Raw genomic sequence first — 15726 nt, forward strand, 5'->3', positions numbered from 1 at the left:
CTCGCGCCCACGCGGTGGAGCCGCAAATCGATACCGCCCCGCGCCCCTTTGGGCAGGGACGCTCCCCGGTGTCTCAAGAAGACCTGGGGGGAAGCTTCGGGCGGGTGCGGTTCGGGGCTTCGCTGTAGTCCGGGGGTACCGCTGCCGGGTGGTCGGTCAGGAGGTCCAGGGCCAGCTGGATGGCCTCGTCCATCTCCACGTGGCGGCCCTCCGCCCAGTCCAGGGGGGTGCGCAGGACCTCCACGTCGGGGGCGACGCCGTGGTTCTCGACCGACCAGCCGTAGTCCTCGAACCAGGCCGCGTTCATCGGCACCGTGATCACCGTGCCGTCGCCGAGGCGGTGCCGGCCGGTCATGCCGACCACTCCGCCCCAGGTGCGCTGGCCGACGACCGGGCCGAGTTTCAGCAGCTTGATCGCGGCCGTGATCATGTCGCCGTCGGAGGAGGTCGCCTCGTCGGTGAGCGCGACGATCGGGCCGCGCGGGGCGTTGGAGGCGTACGACACCGGCTGGGCGTTCCTCGTCAGGTCCCAGCCGAGGATGGTCCGGGTGAGCTTCTCCACGACGAGTTCGCTGATGTGGCCGCCCGCGTTGCCGCGCACGTCGACGATGAGCGCGGGCCGGGAGACCTCGCCGCGCAGATCGCGGTTGAACTGTGCCCAGCCCGAGCCGCCCATGTCCGGGATGTGCAGGTAGCCGCACTTGCCGCCGCTCGCCTCCCGTACCACCTCACGGCGTTTGGCCACCCAGTCCTGGTAGCGCAGCGGCCGCTCGTCGATCAACGGGAGGACGGCGACGCGGCGCGACGGCCCCGACTCGCCCTCGCCCGGGGCGAAGGTCAGCTCCACCGTCGTGGCCCCCGCCCCCGCGAGCAGCGGGAAGGGCCCGGTCACCGGGTCCACCGGCCTGCCGTCCACGTGGGTGAGGACCGCGCCCTCCCGGATGCCGGTGCCCGCGAGCGGGGAACGCGCCCTGGAGTCCGAGGAGTCGCCGGGCAGGATCCGCTTGACCGTCCAGCCGCCGTCCCGGTGTGCGAAGTTGGCGCCGAGCAGGCCCTGGAAGCGCTGGTAGTGCGGCGGGCCCTCGTTGCGGCGGGCCGGGGTGACGTAGGCGTGCGAGGTGCCGAGTTCGCCGAGGACCTCGCGCAGGAGGTCCGCGAACTCGTCGGGGGAGGCGACCCGTTCGACGAGCGGGCGGTACTGGTCGAGCACCCCGTCCCAGTCGATGCCGCACATCCCGGGGTCCCAGAAGTAGTCGCGGATCAGGCGGCCGGCCTCGGCGTACGCCTGGCGCCATTCGGCGGGCGGGTCGACCTCGTGCAGGATGCGGCGCAGGTCGATCCAGACGGTCGTGTCGCCGTCGCCGGACTCGGTCGACGGCACGGCCCGCAGCTCGCCCTCGTCCACCACGACCAGCCGGCTGCCGTCGCCGCTGACCGTGAACCAGTCGAGGTGGTCCACGAGTTCGGACTTCTTCGCCTTGCTGATGCTGAAGTACTCCAGGGTCGGCCGGCCGCTGGTGTCGGCCGGGTTGACGAAGGTCTCGCCCAGCGCGCCGGAGATCGGCCAGCGCAGCCAGACCAGACCGCCGCCCGCGACCGGGTACAGCGCCGAGTACTTGGAGGCGGTGACCGGGAACGGGGTCACGCGGCTCCCCAGGCCCTCGACCTCGACCGTCACCGCGCCGCCCTCGCCGGGCTCCTCGTCCTCGACGGGGTCCAGGCCGCCGGCGGCCGGGCGTCCGTCGGGGTTGAGGGCGAAGGGGGAGGGGGTCGCCGAGGAGAGCGGGACCAGGTAGGGGCGGCAGCCGAGCGGGAACGACAGGTCGCCGGTGTGGACGTCGTACACCGGGTCGAAGCCGCGCCAGGAGAGGAACGCGAGGTAGCGGCCGTCGCTGGTGAAGACCGGGTTCTCGTCCTCGAAGCGGCCGTTGGTGACGTCGATGACGAGCCGGTCGCTGATGCGGGCCATCTTGATCTGGCGCAGCGAACGCCCGATGCCCGGATGCGACCAGGTCAACCATGACCCGTCCGGTGAGAAAGCCAGATCACGGACCGGTCCGTTGATCGACTGGATCAACTCGGTGACCACGTCGCCGGAGTCGGTGCCGTCAACGCCGCCGTCAACCTTGTCAACCTCCTCAATGTTGTCAATGTCGGCAGGCTTGGCGGCCTCAACCTGGTCCACGCCGTCAATGCCGTCAACGTCGTCAATGGCATCAACGCCATCAACGCCATCCGTGGAATCAACAGAACTCTCGACGACGGCCTCGACCTCGACCTCCTCGGTCGCGTCGATGAGCAGCAGCCGGCCGTCGTGGGCCGCCACGGCCAGCCGTTCGCCCAGGGGATCCGAGACCAGTTCGAGCACCCGGCCCAGCTTCCCGCAGGCCAGCCGCCGCGGTGGGCGGGCGCCGGTCGCCCGGGGCAGGTGGGCGATCTCGACCGCGTCCTCGCCCCCGGCGTCGGTGACGTACGCGATCTGCCCGGTCGAGCCGAGCATCTCCGGGAGCCGCACCCGTACCCCCGGCGTGTCCGCGATGGTGCGGGCGGGGCCGTCGCGGTGGGTGAGCCAGTACAGGCCGCCGCGTACGACGACGGCACTGGCCCGGCCCGTCTCGTCGACCGAGACGCCGTCGACGTGCTGGGCGGCCGGCACCTGGTAGGGGCGGCGCCCCGCCCGGGGTCCGGAGAGACGTACGTCCAGTCGGCGCGGTGTCGCGTTCGGGCCGAGGTCGTCGACGAGCCACAGGTCGCCCGCGCACTGGTACACCACCCGGGTGCCGTCGCAGGCGGCGTGCCGGGCGTAGAAGGCGTCGTGGTCGGTGTGCCGGCGCAGGTCGGAGCCGTCGTAGGCGCAGGAGTAGAGGTTGCCGACGCCCTCGTGGTCGGAGAGGAAGGCGATCCGGCCGCCGACGAACATCGGGGAGCACAGGTGGCCGCCGATGCCCTTGAGCAGCCGCTGCCCGTGCAGCCACAGCCGGCCCATGGCACCGCCCCGGTAGCGTTTCCAGCCGGCCGGTTCGTGCGGCGGGGTGCCGGTGAGCAGCAGGCTCCTGCGTTCGCCCTCGATGTCGGCGACCTGGATGTCGGCGACCGGCCCCCAGGGCAGCTTGCGCCCCGGGTCGCCGTCCGGGGACACCTTGTAGGCCCAGGTGAAATAGGAGAACGGCTGCCCGTGCGAGGCGACCGCCAGGATGTCCCCGTCGGGTGTCCAGCCGCACACCTGGGTGTCGGAGCTGCCCCAGTACGTCAGCTGCCGCCCGGGTCCGCCGCCGACGTCGGCGAGATGGATCTCGGGTTCGAGACTGCGCCAGCTCGTGTACGCGATCCGGCGGCCGTCCGGCGAGAAACGCGGATGGCCGACCTTGGTGCGGTCGACGGTGAGCCGCCAGGCGCGGCCCGGGGCGGCGAGCGAGGTCAGCCAGAGGTCGTCCTCGGCCACGAAGCACAAAAGGTCACCACTGAGATGCGGCATGCGCAGATAGCTCACCTCTTCATGCTTTTCCCGGGGTGGAGGGGCGGCAACTCGTGGAGGCTCAGGTGGTTTCCCGGCCGACAGCCGGCCGCGTGAGACACCACACGTACGAAACGGTTTCGTTTCTGTAGATCGCGGGGTATCGTCAAGATGTACACACGAGGATGCCGACGGAGCAGTGAAGGGTGAGAGTGGCATGACTGAGATCGCAACGGTGCGTCGCAGTCGGATCACGCCCGAGCGCGAGGCCGAGCTCTACGAGGCCGTGCTCGACCTGCTCCGAGAGGTCGGCTACGACGCCCTCACCATGGACGCCGTCGCCGCCCGCACCAAGTCCAGCAAGGCCACGCTCTACCGCCAGTGGGGCGGCAAGGCCGAACTGGTGGCCAAGGCGGTGCGCTTCCAGAAGCCGGGAGGCGCATTCGGTGAGATCGACACCGGGTCGCTCCGCAGCGATCTGCACGCCCTCACGCTGCGCTCGGACGACTGCGACATGGAGCAGAGCTCCGCGCTGATGCGGGGCCTCGCCATGGCGATCCACGGCAACCCGGATCTCCTGAAGGCGTTCAAGGAGCATCTGATCGAGCCCGAGATGGCGCAGTTCCACCAGGTGCTGCAGCGCGCGATCGAGCGGGGCGAGGTCCGCGCGGACAATCCGGCGATCGATTTCGTGATGCACATGATGATCGGTGGGTTCGCCGCCCGCTCGCTGATCGACGAGCAGCCGCCCACCCAGGCCTTCCTGCTGTCGTACATCGACGCCGTGGTGCTCCCCGCCCTCGGCGCACCCACCTGCTGACCCTTCCCCGCAGCCAGCCCACCTGACGCTCCGCTCACGTCGTCGGGCCGATCACCCCTGTCCCCACCGGGTTGATCAACCCTGCCCTGAAAACCCCACGACCTGACCGGGAGTACGCCCTCGTGGCCACGTTCCTCTACAAACTGGGCCGGTTCGCCTTCAGGCGACGGCACTTCGTCGCCCTCATATGGGTGGCGCTGCTGACGCTGGCCGGCGTCGCCGCCGCCTCCGCCCCCGCCGCCGGCTCCAGCTCCTTCTCGATCCCCGGCACCGAGGCCCAGAAGGCCTTCGACCTGCTGGACCAGCGCTTCCCCGGCGCCAGCTCCGACGGTGCCACCGCACGCGTGGTCTTCAAGGCGCCGGCCGGCGAGAAGATGACGGACCAGCTCAACAAGGCGACCGTCAAGAAGGCCGTGAAGGAACTGGCCGGCGGCTCGGAGGTCACCTCCGTCACCGACCCCTACAAGCAGCACGCCGTCAGCAAGGACGGCACGGTCGCCTACGCCTCGGTGCGCTACGACGTCTCCGGCACGGAGCTCAAGGACGCCTCCCGCGACGCGCTGGAAGCGGCCGCGCACAACGCCCAGCGGGCCGGGCTGACCGTCGAGGTCGGCGGTGACGCGCTCCAGGCCGGGGCCGAGGCGGGAGGCGCCGGTGAGGCCATCGGTCTCGCCATCGCCGCCGTCGTCCTCCTCATCACCCTGGGCTCGCTGGTCGCGGCCGGACTGCCGCTGCTGACGGCGATCATGGGCGTCGGTATCGGCGTCTCCGCCATCACCGCCCTCGCCAAGGCGCTCGACCTCGGTGACACCACGTCCACACTGGCGCTGATGATCGGTCTCGCGGTCGGCATCGACTACGCGTTGTTCATCGTCTCCCGCTACCGCGGCGAACTGGCCGAGGGCCGCGACCGCGAGGAGGCGGTCGGCCGCGCCGCCGGTACGGCCGGCTCGGCGGTGGTCTTCGCGGGCCTCACGGTCGTGATCGCGCTCGCGGGTCTCTCGGTCGTCGGCGTGCCGATGCTGACGAAGATGGGCCTCGCGGCGGCGGGCACGGTCGTGGTCTCCGTCCTCATCGCGCTGACCATGATCCCGGCGATGCTCGGCTACGCGGGCCGGCGGGTCAGGGCCGTGGGCGAGAAGCGCCGGACGCATGCCCGTACGGCCCGGCAGGACAAGCCCGGCCTGGGCGCCCGCTGGGCGAGCTTCGTGGTCCGCCGCCCGGTGGCCGTGCTGCTGCTCGGCGTGGTCGGACTGGGCGCGATCGCCCTCCCGGCCTCACGGCTCGAACTGGGCCTGCCCGACGACGGCTCGCAGCCCACCTCCACGACCCAGCGCCGGGCGTACGACCTGCTGTCGGAGGGCTTCGGTCCCGGCTTCAACGGCCCCCTGATGATCGTGGTCGACGCCAAGGACAGTGCGGCCCCCAAGGCCGCGGCCACCAAGGTGGCCGACGACATCAAGGGCCTGAAGGACGTCGTGACGGTGACCCCGGCGGCGTTCAACAAGGCCGGCGACACCGCGACGATCACGGTGATCCCGGACTCCAAGCCGTCCTCGGCGCAGACCGAGGACCTGGTGCACGCCATCCGCGCCCAGGGCGCCGACGTCAAGGCCGACACCGGGGCGCGGGTCCTGGTCACCGGCACCACCGCGATGAACATCGACTTCTCGCAGAAGCTCAACGACGCGCTGATCCCGTACCTGGCGCTGGTGGTCGGCCTCGCCTTCCTGCTCCTGATCGCGGTCTTCCGCTCCGTCCTGGTCCCGCTGAAGGCGGCCCTCGGCTTCCTGCTCAGCGTGCTCGCCGCGCTCGGCGCCGTCGTCGCGGTCTTCCAGTGGGGCTGGCTCGGCGGGCTGCTCGGCGTAGAGCAGACCGGCCCGGTCATGTCGATGATGCCGATCTTCATGGTGGGCGTGGTCTTCGGTCTCGCCATGGACTACGAGGTGTTCCTCGTGACCCGGATGCGGGAGGCGTACGTCCACGGCGAGACGCCCGGCCAGGCCGTGGTGACCGGCTTCCGGCACAGCGCGCGGGTCGTGGCCGCCGCCGCGGTCATCATGATCTCCGTCTTCGGCGGCTTCATCACCTCCAGCGAGTCCATGATCAAGATGATCGGCTTCGGCCTCGCCGTCGCCGTCTTCTTCGACGCCTTCGTCGTCCGCATGGCGATCGTCCCGGCGGTGCTCGCCCTGCTCGGCAAGCGCGCCTGGTGGCTGCCGAAGTGGCTGGACCGGGCGCTGCCCAACGTCGACGTCGAGGGCGAGGGCCTGCGCGCCCTGGCCGCCGACAACACCGAGAACGCGAACAACGCCGAGAACGCCGAGAACGCCGAGAACGCCGAGGACGACGACAACGCCGAGGACGACGACAACGACGAGAACGACGACAACGACGAGAACGACGACAACGACGAGAACGACGAGGACCGGGAGCTGGTACGCGTCTGACGTCGTACGGCTCGTGACAGACCGCCGGTGAGGGTCCGTGGGGACGGGGCGCCCTCACCGGCTTCCTCGTGCCGCGCCGGGTTAACCACTCGCCGTCACTTCCCGCGCTTGGCTAGCGTGCCTCCCATGACGACGACAGCCGCCACTGACACCGGCACCGGGGACTCCGGTGCCCATCCCCGCTTCGCCGCCGCTCTGGAGGAACTCGGCCTCGGGGAGCTGACCTCGCGGATCCGGCGTTTCCCGGACGCGACCCGTACCGCGGCCGAGGCCGCCGCCGCGATCGGGTGCGAGCTGAGCGAGATCTGCAAGTCGCTGATCTTCGCGGCCGACGGGGTGCCGGTGCTGGTGCTGATGGACGGCGCCTCCCGGGTCGACGTCGAACTGGTCCGCAAGGAACTCGGCGCCGAGAAGGTGACGAGGGCCAAGGCGGACGTCGTACGCGAGACGACCGGGTACGCCATCGGCGGCGTGCCGCCCTTCGGGCACCGCACCCGTACCCGCGTCCTCGCCGACCGGGCGCTGCTGCGGCACGACGAGGTGTGGGCCGCCGCCGGCAACCCCCATGCCGTCTTCCCGATCGCGCCCGCCGCCCTGGTGGCCCACGCCGGCGCCACCGTCGTGGACGTACGCGAGCCCACCGTGTGACCCCTGCCGTGACCGCGGCCGTCTGCTCACCGCGGTCAGGCACGCCGGCTGGAACGCCATCGCCCACCGCATCACCGACAAACTCGCCGGCTCTTCGCTGATCGCCGGCGGAGGGGTGCTGATCGGGCTGCTGCTGATGCCGTTCTCCGCGTGCCACGGCCATGGATTGCTCAAGCGCTGTGACGGAGGGGGAGCACGGCGAGGTCCATGTCGACGCGGAAACCGATTTCCTTCAAGGGCCGATTATCTTCAGGCTGCCCGAAATGGGTTCGCGCCCATGTGCTCCCGACGTCACGGAAAATGTGATTGCTTTTCCGGTCTATGAGAACCCAGTGGGTGCCGTAGGTGTAGGGCCGTACGTGGTCGCGCATGATGGCCCACAGCCGGTCAAGGAAGTTGGCGACCGTCGCACCATCGGCCAGTGGGAATTCGGTTCTGAAGTCCCGGAAGTCCGGGTGGATGGCGCTCAGGTCGACGGAGAGCATGCGATTGGCGATGCCTTCGTGAACACTGGCGATTGCCTGGTCCACCAGCTGTGTGACCTGCTGAGGGGTGACTGCCTGAGACAACGTGGTGGGAATCACGTCTTCCAGGGTGTCCCGTACGACTGATTGCAGCAGTTCGGCGTTTGTCACCGAGCCATGGCGCATACCGTCCACGTAGGCGGTGACTGAAACATGCTCGGGGAAGTCGCCCGGTGCATACAGCACTTCTGGCTTCTTCCATAGAATGGAAAAGAAGGCTCCGGACACTAGAACCGGGAAGGTGACCGCAAATACTGCGAGAGCTCCCTGAACCCAGCCATTCGACAGCGCGGCCGCAATACCCACCGTGGTCTCGGACAATCCGAGGAAGAGGGAGATGATCCACAGGGGATTGAGCACCCTGGGCAGCGTATGCATCGGTACGTCCCGCTCGCTCGGCATCCCGCAAGCATGCCAGGATGCCGCCACTGCCGAGCCCTGAACGGCGAGGTTCCCGGCCAGTTGGACGCGGTTTCCTTTGGCGTGATTGCTCTTTGAGCCGTGCAGGGTCTGGTCGAGCGGTTGGTGCCGGAGAGTTGTGGGCGTTGTTCCGGCGGGTGGTCCCGCCGTCACAGGTCATACGTCCGCAGGGCGGCGGGCGACGGGCACAGGACCGAGCACTTCCTCGCCTTCGTCGGCATAGCCGCAGCCCTCATCGGCCACCGTCGCCTTGCGCGGTGGAGCCACTACGGGGTGGTGGGGTTGGTTCGGTCCCAGTTGTTTCGCGTCGCAGCAGGCCGATGACCTGCCCCAGCCATCCCCTGCGCGGCTTGTTGTCCCTCTCGATCAGGAACCGCGCTGTCTGCAGCGGGTCACGCGTGGGCTGCCCTGTCTGGTGGCGGTGCCAGTAGCGGGCCACCCTCAGCTCCAAGTCGGCCAGGTCCTCGCTGCCGGTCCTGGCCAGAACGGCCGATCCTTCTGGGCCTTCGGGGGCAGTCAGCGCCAACACGCCACCGTCCGGTGAGTACGCCGCTGTGTACTCACCTTCATCGACGTCAATCGCCTCTATCCAGTTCGTAGCGTGGACGAAGGATTCGAAGACGAGCAGGTCCTCGTCGCGGTCGAAGATGAGCACAGTGTCGGAAGGAGGTTCCATACGGATCACTGTGACAGTCCCGTTCGTCACGGTGCGACCCAAATATGCGGTGTCTGAGACGCGCTTGTAGTCGGCTAAGGGGACCACCACCTCAAGGTCCGTGGGCTGCCGCATGAGCCGGTCGGGGTGGTAGACGATGACGTGCCGGATCTCTTCTTCCCCATCGCCTTCAGCATCGCTTCCCGTCCCGGCCGCTTCCGGTTCCGCTGCCGCGCCGAACGGTTGTTGTCCGCGTCGAGGTGGGTCGACTCGACGCGGAGTCAGGAAGTACCCCAACTGGAGGAACCAGTCCGCCGCCAAGTTCAAGCGCTGAACAGGTAGGAGCGGTCCGGGGCGCCCAGGATCGCGGCGGCCTCGTGGTCGTGGGGATCGGGCTGATGCCGCGTGCCGGGTAGCCGAGGGGGCGAAGCGCGGTGAACATCGGCGCGGTGCCCGCCCGTCGGCCGGGCCGGAGCCCAGTGAGGCGCAGGGCTGGCGGACTTGAGGTTGCCTTGACGAACCGTTCCTCGAACGTTCAGCCGACAGCCTGTGCCTGGGTTGTGTGGTCTCCATAAAGTCCCTGCGGATTGCGGAAGAAGGGACGCATGGGACTCATGGACACACTCCACGCAGTCCGGGCCCACGGGATCACCAAGTGCTTCGGCGACGTCGTCGCGTTGGACGCCGTGGACCTGGATGTGACGCAAGGTCAGATCCACGGTCTGGTCGGGCCGAACGGCGCGGGCAAGACGACGCTGCTCGGCCTGCTGCTGGGGCTGGCCGTCGCCGACGGCGGCCGGCTGGAGATCCTGGGCACGCCGGTCGAGCGGGCCCTCGCCGTGCCCGGCGGGGTCGCCGGTTTCGTGGACGCGCCCGGTCTCTACCCCTCGCTCACCGCGCGGCAGAACCTCGCCGCGCTGGCCGCGCTGCGCGGTCTCGGCAGCGGGACCGCGGCGATCGACGAGATGCTCGGCGAGGTCGGGCTCACCGACGTCGCCGACGACAAGGCCCGCGGCTTCTCCCTCGGCATGCGTCAGCGGCTCGGCCTCGCCGCCGCCCTGCTCACCCGGCCCCGGCTGCTCGTGCTCGACGAGCCCGCCAACGGCCTCGACCCGGCCGGCAAGAGACATGTGCACCGCGTCCTCACCCGGCTCGCCGCCGACGGCACCGCCGTGGTGCTCTCCAGCCACCGGATGGACGACCTGGAGGCACTGTGCTCCGAGGTCACCATCCTCGCCACCGGGCGGGTGGTGTTCTCCGGCCCGCTGAGCAAGCTGGCCGCCGAGAACCGCGAACTCGACTACCGGCTGCGCACCTCCGACCCCGAGACCGCGCGCCGGCTCGCCGACGGCACCTCCGGTGTCCGGATCGTCGACGACACCGGCCTCGGCCTGCGGCAGGACCCCGACGTGCTCGTCGTACGCGCCCTGGTGGCCGCCCTCGACGAACTCGTCGCCCAGGTCGTGCGGTCGGGCGTCGCGGTACGCGAACTCGCCCCGGTCGTGTCCCCGCTGGAAGCCGCGTTCCTCGCCCTCACCGAGCACCAGGAGGCCGGCCGATGACCGCGACCACCGCCGTCACGCCCCCTGTCCCGGCCGCGCCCGTCGCCCCCCGTGTCCCCGTCTCGCGCGCCTACCGCTTCGAGCTGGTGAAGCTGGTCTCGCAGTGGCGGATCCGGCTGCTGGTGCTCGCCTGCTGGATCGCGCCGGGGCTCTTCGTCGCCGGGGTCGGCCAGCAGAGCACGCTCCCCTCCGACACGCTCTTCGGCCGCTGGATGCACGCCACCGGCTGGGCCGGGCCGCTGGTGATGCTCGGTTTCGCCGGCACCTGGGCGCTGCCGCTGCTCACGTCGGTGGTCGCCGGTGACGTGTTCGCCGCCGAGGACCGGCTCGGCACCTGGCGCCACCTGCTGGTGGCGGTCCGCTCGCCCGCGCGGATCTTCGTGGCGAAGTCACTGGCCAGCCTCACCGTCATCCTGCTGCTGGTGGCCGGACTGGCCGTCTCCAGCACGCTCGGCGGCCTGGCGTCGGTCGGCGACCAGCCGCTGGTCGGCCTCGACGGCCACCTGCTGTCGTCCGGCGACGCGGCCGGCCGGGTGCTGCTGGCCTGGCTCGCGGCCCTCGCCCCGGCCCTCTCCCTCGCCGCGATCGGACTGCTCGGCTCGGTCGCCCTCGGCCGCTCCCCGATGGGCCTGCTGCTGCCCCCGGTCGTCGCGCTCGCGATGTCGGTCGCCCAGATGCTGCCGCTGCCCGTGGCCGTGCGTCTCGCCCTGCCCGGCTACGCCTTCATCTCCTGGAACGGTCTGTTCACCAGTCCCGAGCAGCTCACCCCGCTCCTGATCGGCGTCGCGGTGAGCCTGGCGTGGACGGTGCTCGCCACCGCCTTGGCGTATGTGCTGTTCGTGCGGCGGGACTTCACCAACCCGGCCGACGACGGCTCCGGGCGCCGCGCGCTCACCCTCGGCGTGCTGCCGCTGGCCGCGCTGACCGCCCTCACCGTCGGGGCGGTCGCCGTGACCACCACGTCGACGGGCTCCGGGATCGAGCAGGCCAAGGTCCAGAAGTCCCTCGCCACCGTGTTCGCCCACCTCTACCGGCTGCAGACCGGGCAACTGCACCGGCCCGCCGTCACCGAGGCGCAGCTGAAGGCCACGGCCGCCTGCACCAAGAGCGACGGCCAGGCCGCCCAGGAGGGCGCGGGCAACGACTGGCGGTGCGTCGTCAGCTGGCACCTCCCCGGCGTCACCGCGGTCACGGGGACGGCGGTCTACCAGCTCGACATCACCTCGGACGGGCGGTTCGTGGCCGACGGCGACGGTCCCAAGGAAGTCAACGGCTACTTCCTCGTACGGACTTCGACCGGCGACGCCCCGAATCCGCTGTGGCAGTTCGACGGCAACGTCGACCTGCTCGATCACCACTGAAGGGAAAGAGTTCCGTGCAGGTAACACGCCAGCGCCGGATCAACGAGAAGAAGCAGTTCCGCCTCTTCGGCAGACACGTCGGCCGCCACACCCTGCTGGTGACGTCGGGTATCGCCGTCGTCCTCGGCGTCACGGGCACCGCGGTCGCCTCGACCTACCAGTTCGGCACCCAGCAGGTCGGCCAGACCACCGCCAACGGCCAGGTCGTCGCCGCCGACCAGTACATCAACCCCTACGGCACTCGCAGCGTCATCAACGACGGCAAGATCATGTCGTCGACCGTCAGCCCGGACGGCACCCACCTCGCCGCCTCGATCGCCGACGGTGACGCCTCCCTGGTCGTCGTCGACCTGGCGACCGGTCAGGTCAAGCAGAAGATCGGCACCAGCACCGCTGACGACCTGCGCATCAGCAGCGGCGCGGTCGGTCAGGAGGGCCCGACCTACTCGCCCGACGGCACGCAGCTGTGGCTGGGCCAGGCGGGCGGCTACACCAGGTTCACCGTCAACGCCGACGGCACCCTGGCGAACCCCACGGCCGTACCGATCGCGGCCGACGGCTCCAAGAAGGCGCTGGTGGGCGCGGCCGTGTTCACCGCCGACGGTTCCACCGTGTACTCCGCGGTCAACGGTGAGAACAAGGTGGTCGCCATAGACGCGGCGACCGGAGCGGTCAAGCAGACCTGGGCGGTCGGCAACGCCCCGCGCGGTCTCGCCCTGGCCGGCGGCAAGCTCTACGTCAGCAACGAGGGCGGGCGCCCGGCCGAGGCCGGTGACACCACCATCAACTCCTACGGCACCAACGTGGTCGCCGACCCGAAGACCGGCGCCAGCACCACCGGCACGGTCAGTGTCATCGACACCGCGGACCCGTCCGCCGCCGTCGGCGCCATCGACGTCGGCCTGCACCCGACCGCCGTGTACGAGAACAAGGGCGCGGTGTTCGTCACCAACACCGCCGACAACAGCGTGTCGGTCATCGACAGCCGCAAGGACAAGGTCGTCCAGACCATCGCCACCCAGCCGTGGCCCGAGGCGTCCGTCGGCTACGAGCCGAACGCGGTCACCCTCACCGACGACGGCCGGCTCCTGGTGACCCTCGGCCGCGCCAACGCCGTCGCCGTCTACCGCTACAGCTCCCCGCAGCAGCCCGCCCGCTACGTCGGACTGCTCCCCACCGACTACTTCCCGTCGGGGATCACCGCCCTCGGCAAGAAGATCGTGGTCGCCAACACCCGTGGCATCGACGCGCTGCGCCCCGACGCCGCCGGCCACAACACGCACGACACCACGTCGAGCCTCACCCAGTTCACGCTGCCCAGCGACCAGGTCGTCAGGGCCGAGACGGCCAAGGTGTTCAAGCAGAACGGCTGGACGTCCAACTCGGTCAGGACCGCCAAGAGCGACAGCCACAGGAAGGCCGTCCCGGTCCCGAAGCGGATCGGCGACCCGTCGACGATCAAGCACGTCTTCCTGCTCGTCAAGGAGAACCGCACCTACGACCAGGTCCTCGGCGACCTGCCGCAGGGCAACGGCGACCCGGCGCTCACCCAGTTCGGCGAGAACGTCACGCCCAACCAGCACGCGCTGGCGCAGCAGTTCGGCCTGTACGACAACTTCTACGACATCGGCACCAACTCCGCCGAGGGCCACAACTGGCTGATGCAGTCCGACAACCCGGAGTACACCGAGTCGTCGGCCGGCGAGTACACCCGCAGCTACGACACCGAGGACGACGCCCTCGGCCACCAGAAGACCGGGTTCCTGTGGACCGGCGCGCAGGCGGCCGGCCAGACCGTCAAGGACTTCGGTGAGTTCCAGTCGTACGAGAGCAAGCCGGCCGGCGCGACCTGGCAGAACCTGTACTGCGACAGCAAGAACATGGCCGCGACGGGCGCGCAGACCGCCTACCCCATCAAGACGGGCTCGGCGATCCCCTCCCTCAACGACGTGTCGGTGCAGGGCTTCCCGCTGTTCGACCTCAACGTCCCGGACATCTACAAAGAGCAGATCTGGAAGCAGGACTTCGAGAAGAACGGCCCGGCGAACCTGAACATGTTCTGGTTCTCCAACGACCACACCGGCGGTCCCGCGAACGCGGCCGCCGAGGTCGCCGACAACGACCTGGCGGTCGGCCGGATGGTCGACGAGATCACCCACAGCAAGTACTGGAAGGACTCGGCGATCTTCGTCGTCGAGGACGACTCGCAGGCCGGCCTCGACCACGTCGACGGCCACCGCGCCCCGGTCCAGGTCATCAGCCCGTACGCGCAGCGCGGCACGGTCGACGACCACTACTACTCGCAGATCACCATGGTCCGCACCATCGAGCAGATCCTCGGCATGCATCCGATGAACCAGCTCGACAGCGCGGCCACCCCGATGTACGGGGCGTTCACGAGCAAGGCGGACGCCACACCGTTCACGGCGGTCCCGAACCGGACCTCGCTGACCCTCGGGGTGAGCCCGCAGCCGGCCTGCGGCTCGGACACCCCGGCGGCCCAGGACGCCCGGGCGGCGGCCGCGCCGACGTCGGTCTCCGTGCCGGCGGCCGAGAGCTCGGTCGCGGCGCAGTGGCGGAGCTGGGCCTCGCACCAGCGGCTGACCGGCAAGAACGCGGTGCCGGACTACGCGAACCCCACCCAGATGAACCGTTACACCTGGTACCAGACCCACAACTGGACCAAGCCCTACCCCGGCGACAAGAAGATCTACTCGCCGAACGACGTGCCGGGCGCCTACCTCCCCTCCGCGGAGAACGACGGCTGACAAGGCCCGCCCCCGTCAGGGGACCCCGGTCGGCGGACCGGGGTCCCCCGCGTTTTCCGGCGCGCCGCGGGGATACCTGGATGCGGCCGCCGGGTGGCCCGCGGTGCGCCAAGCTGGCTGCGGAACGTACGAGGACAGGGAGACGTCATGACCGACAAGCCGACCGTGGCCGTGCTGGGCACCGGCATCATGGGCGCCGCGATGGCCCGCAACCTCCTGAAGGCCGGGCACACCGTCCGCGCCTGGAACCGCACCCGCGCCAAGGCCGAACCCCTCGCGGCCGACGGCGCCCAGGTCACCGGCACCCCGGCCGAGGCCGTCGAGGGCGCCGACGTCGTCCTGACCATGCTGTACGACGGCGCCACCGCCCTGGAGACGCTGCGCGAGGCGGCCGGGTCGCTGCGGCCCGGGGCCGTCTGGATCCAGTCGACCACCGCGGGCCTCGACCAGATTCCCGAACTTGCCGCGTTCGCCCGCGAGCACGACCTGGTCTTCTACGACGCCCCGGTCCTCGGCACCCGTCAGCCCGCGGAGGCCGGACAGCTCACCGTCCTGGCCGCGGGGCCCGAGCAGTACCGGGAGAAGGCCACACCGGTCTTCGACGCCGTCGGCGCCCGCACGGTGTGGACCGGCGACGACGGGGCCTCGGCCGCGGCGACCCGGCTCAAGCTGGTCGCCAACAGCTGGGTCCTCGCCACCACCGCGGCGGCGGGCGAGGTGGTCGCGCTGGCGCACGGCCTCGGGGTGGACCCGCAGCACTTCTTCGACCTGATCGCGGGCGGCCCCCTCGACATGGGCTACCTGCGGGCCAAGGCCGGCCTGATCCTCGACGACGGGCTGACCCCGCCCTCGTTCGCGGTGGACACCGCCGGGAAGGACGCCCGGCTGATCGTCGCCGCCGGCGCGAGCCACGGCGTGCGCCTGGACGTCGCCGAGGCGGCCGCCGAACGCTTCGCCCGCGCCGCCGCCCAGGGACACGCCGACGAGGACATGGCCGCCGCGTACTTCGCCAGCTTCGAGGACAGGTAGGGGACAGGTACAGGCAGCGGGCAGGTGGCCGGTGG

The 15726-nt window shown here is 70.4% G+C and carries 10 protein-coding genes and 1 pseudogene; 8 read left to right on the top strand and 3 right to left on the bottom strand.

Annotated features, from left to right (window positions below; translation table 11 throughout):
* Positions 1-73 precede the first annotated feature (73 nt).
* Positions 74-3490 carry a S41 family peptidase gene (locus LQ326_RS05640; RefSeq protein ID WP_234533288.1) on the bottom strand — a complete coding sequence of 1139 codons (3417 nt, stop codon included), beginning with the start codon at positions 3488-3490 and terminating at the stop codon, positions 74-76.
* Between the two features lie 181 nt (positions 3491-3671).
* Here LQ326_RS05640 and LQ326_RS05645 point away from each other — a divergent pair, with 181 nt between their 5' ends.
* The 4 genes and pseudogenes from LQ326_RS05645 to LQ326_RS05660 all read left to right on the top strand — a co-directional run.
* On the top strand, positions 3672-4274 hold the full coding sequence (locus tag LQ326_RS05645; protein WP_234533290.1) for a TetR/AcrR family transcriptional regulator: 603 nt from the start codon (positions 3672-3674) through the stop codon (positions 4272-4274).
* 122 nt (positions 4275-4396) lie between these two features.
* Complete coding sequence (locus LQ326_RS05650) at positions 4397-6724, top strand: MMPL family transporter (protein WP_234533292.1); 2328 nt, start codon at positions 4397-4399, stop codon at positions 6722-6724.
* 126 nt (positions 6725-6850) lie between these two features.
* The gene (locus LQ326_RS05655) at positions 6851-7372 is read left to right on the top strand and encodes a YbaK/EbsC family protein (RefSeq protein ID WP_234533294.1); all 522 of its coding nucleotides are present in this window, start codon (positions 6851-6853) and stop codon (positions 7370-7372) included.
* Positions 7369-7523 (top strand): annotated as a pseudogene (locus LQ326_RS05660) (EamA family transporter); the annotation flags it as partial. The gene LQ326_RS05655 and the pseudogene LQ326_RS05660, both read left to right, overlap by 4 nt.
* Positions 7524-7542: 19 nt before the next feature.
* On the opposite strand, the gene LQ326_RS05665 reads toward LQ326_RS05660, so the two are convergent.
* Both LQ326_RS05665 and LQ326_RS05670 read right to left on the bottom strand, forming a co-directional pair.
* Positions 7543-8256, bottom strand: coding sequence for a hypothetical protein (locus tag LQ326_RS05665; protein ID WP_234533644.1), 714 nt, complete (start codon positions 8254-8256; stop codon positions 7543-7545).
* A gap of 292 nt (positions 8257-8548) precedes the next feature.
* Entirely contained in the window at positions 8549-9298 is a 750-nt protein-coding gene (locus LQ326_RS05670) for a hypothetical protein (protein WP_234533295.1), read from the bottom strand.
* A 287-nt stretch (positions 9299-9585) separates the two neighbouring features.
* On the opposite strand from LQ326_RS05670, the gene LQ326_RS05675 reads away from it, so the two are divergent.
* The 4 genes from LQ326_RS05675 to LQ326_RS05690 all read left to right on the top strand — a co-directional run bounded on the left by LQ326_RS05675 (position 9586) and on the right by LQ326_RS05690 (position 15691).
* Positions 9586-10533, top strand: coding sequence for an ABC transporter ATP-binding protein (locus LQ326_RS05675; RefSeq protein WP_234533618.1), 948 nt, complete (start codon positions 9586-9588; stop codon positions 10531-10533).
* Positions 10530-11894 carry an ABC transporter permease gene (locus LQ326_RS05680; RefSeq protein ID WP_234533297.1) on the top strand — a complete coding sequence of 455 codons (1365 nt, stop codon included), beginning with the start codon at positions 10530-10532 and terminating at the stop codon, positions 11892-11894. Before LQ326_RS05675 ends, LQ326_RS05680 begins: the two co-directional genes overlap by 4 nt.
* 14 nt (positions 11895-11908) lie before the next feature.
* Positions 11909-14662 carry a bifunctional YncE/alkaline phosphatase family protein gene (locus tag LQ326_RS05685; protein WP_234533299.1) on the top strand — a complete coding sequence of 918 codons (2754 nt, stop codon included), beginning with the start codon at positions 11909-11911 and terminating at the stop codon, positions 14660-14662.
* A 147-nt stretch (positions 14663-14809) separates the two neighbouring features.
* Positions 14810-15691 (top strand): NAD(P)-dependent oxidoreductase, encoded by an 882-nt coding sequence (locus LQ326_RS05690; RefSeq protein WP_234533301.1) that lies wholly within the window; start codon positions 14810-14812, stop codon positions 15689-15691.
* Positions 15692-15726 lie beyond the last annotated feature (35 nt).

The sequence above is a fragment of the Streptomyces shenzhenensis genome (assembly GCF_021462265.1).
Taxonomy (GTDB): domain Bacteria; phylum Actinomycetota; class Actinomycetes; order Streptomycetales; family Streptomycetaceae; genus Streptomyces; species Streptomyces shenzhenensis.

What these genes read in the sequence shown, in the direction of transcription:
- LQ326_RS05645 (WP_234533290.1), top strand. Translation starts at nt 3,672, where the DNA reads ATGACTGAGATCGCAACGGTGCGTCGCAGTCGGATCACGCCCGAGCGC.
- LQ326_RS05655 (WP_234533294.1), top strand. Translation starts at nt 6,851, where the DNA reads ATGACGACGACAGCCGCCACTGACACCGGCACCGGGGACTCCGGTGCC.
- LQ326_RS05675 (WP_234533618.1), top strand. Translation starts at nt 9,586, where the DNA reads ATGGACACACTCCACGCAGTCCGGGCCCACGGGATCACCAAGTGCTTC.
- LQ326_RS05680 (WP_234533297.1), top strand. Translation starts at nt 10,530, where the DNA reads ATGACCGCGACCACCGCCGTCACGCCCCCTGTCCCGGCCGCGCCCGTC.
- LQ326_RS05690 (WP_234533301.1), top strand. Translation starts at nt 14,810, where the DNA reads ATGACCGACAAGCCGACCGTGGCCGTGCTGGGCACCGGCATCATGGGC.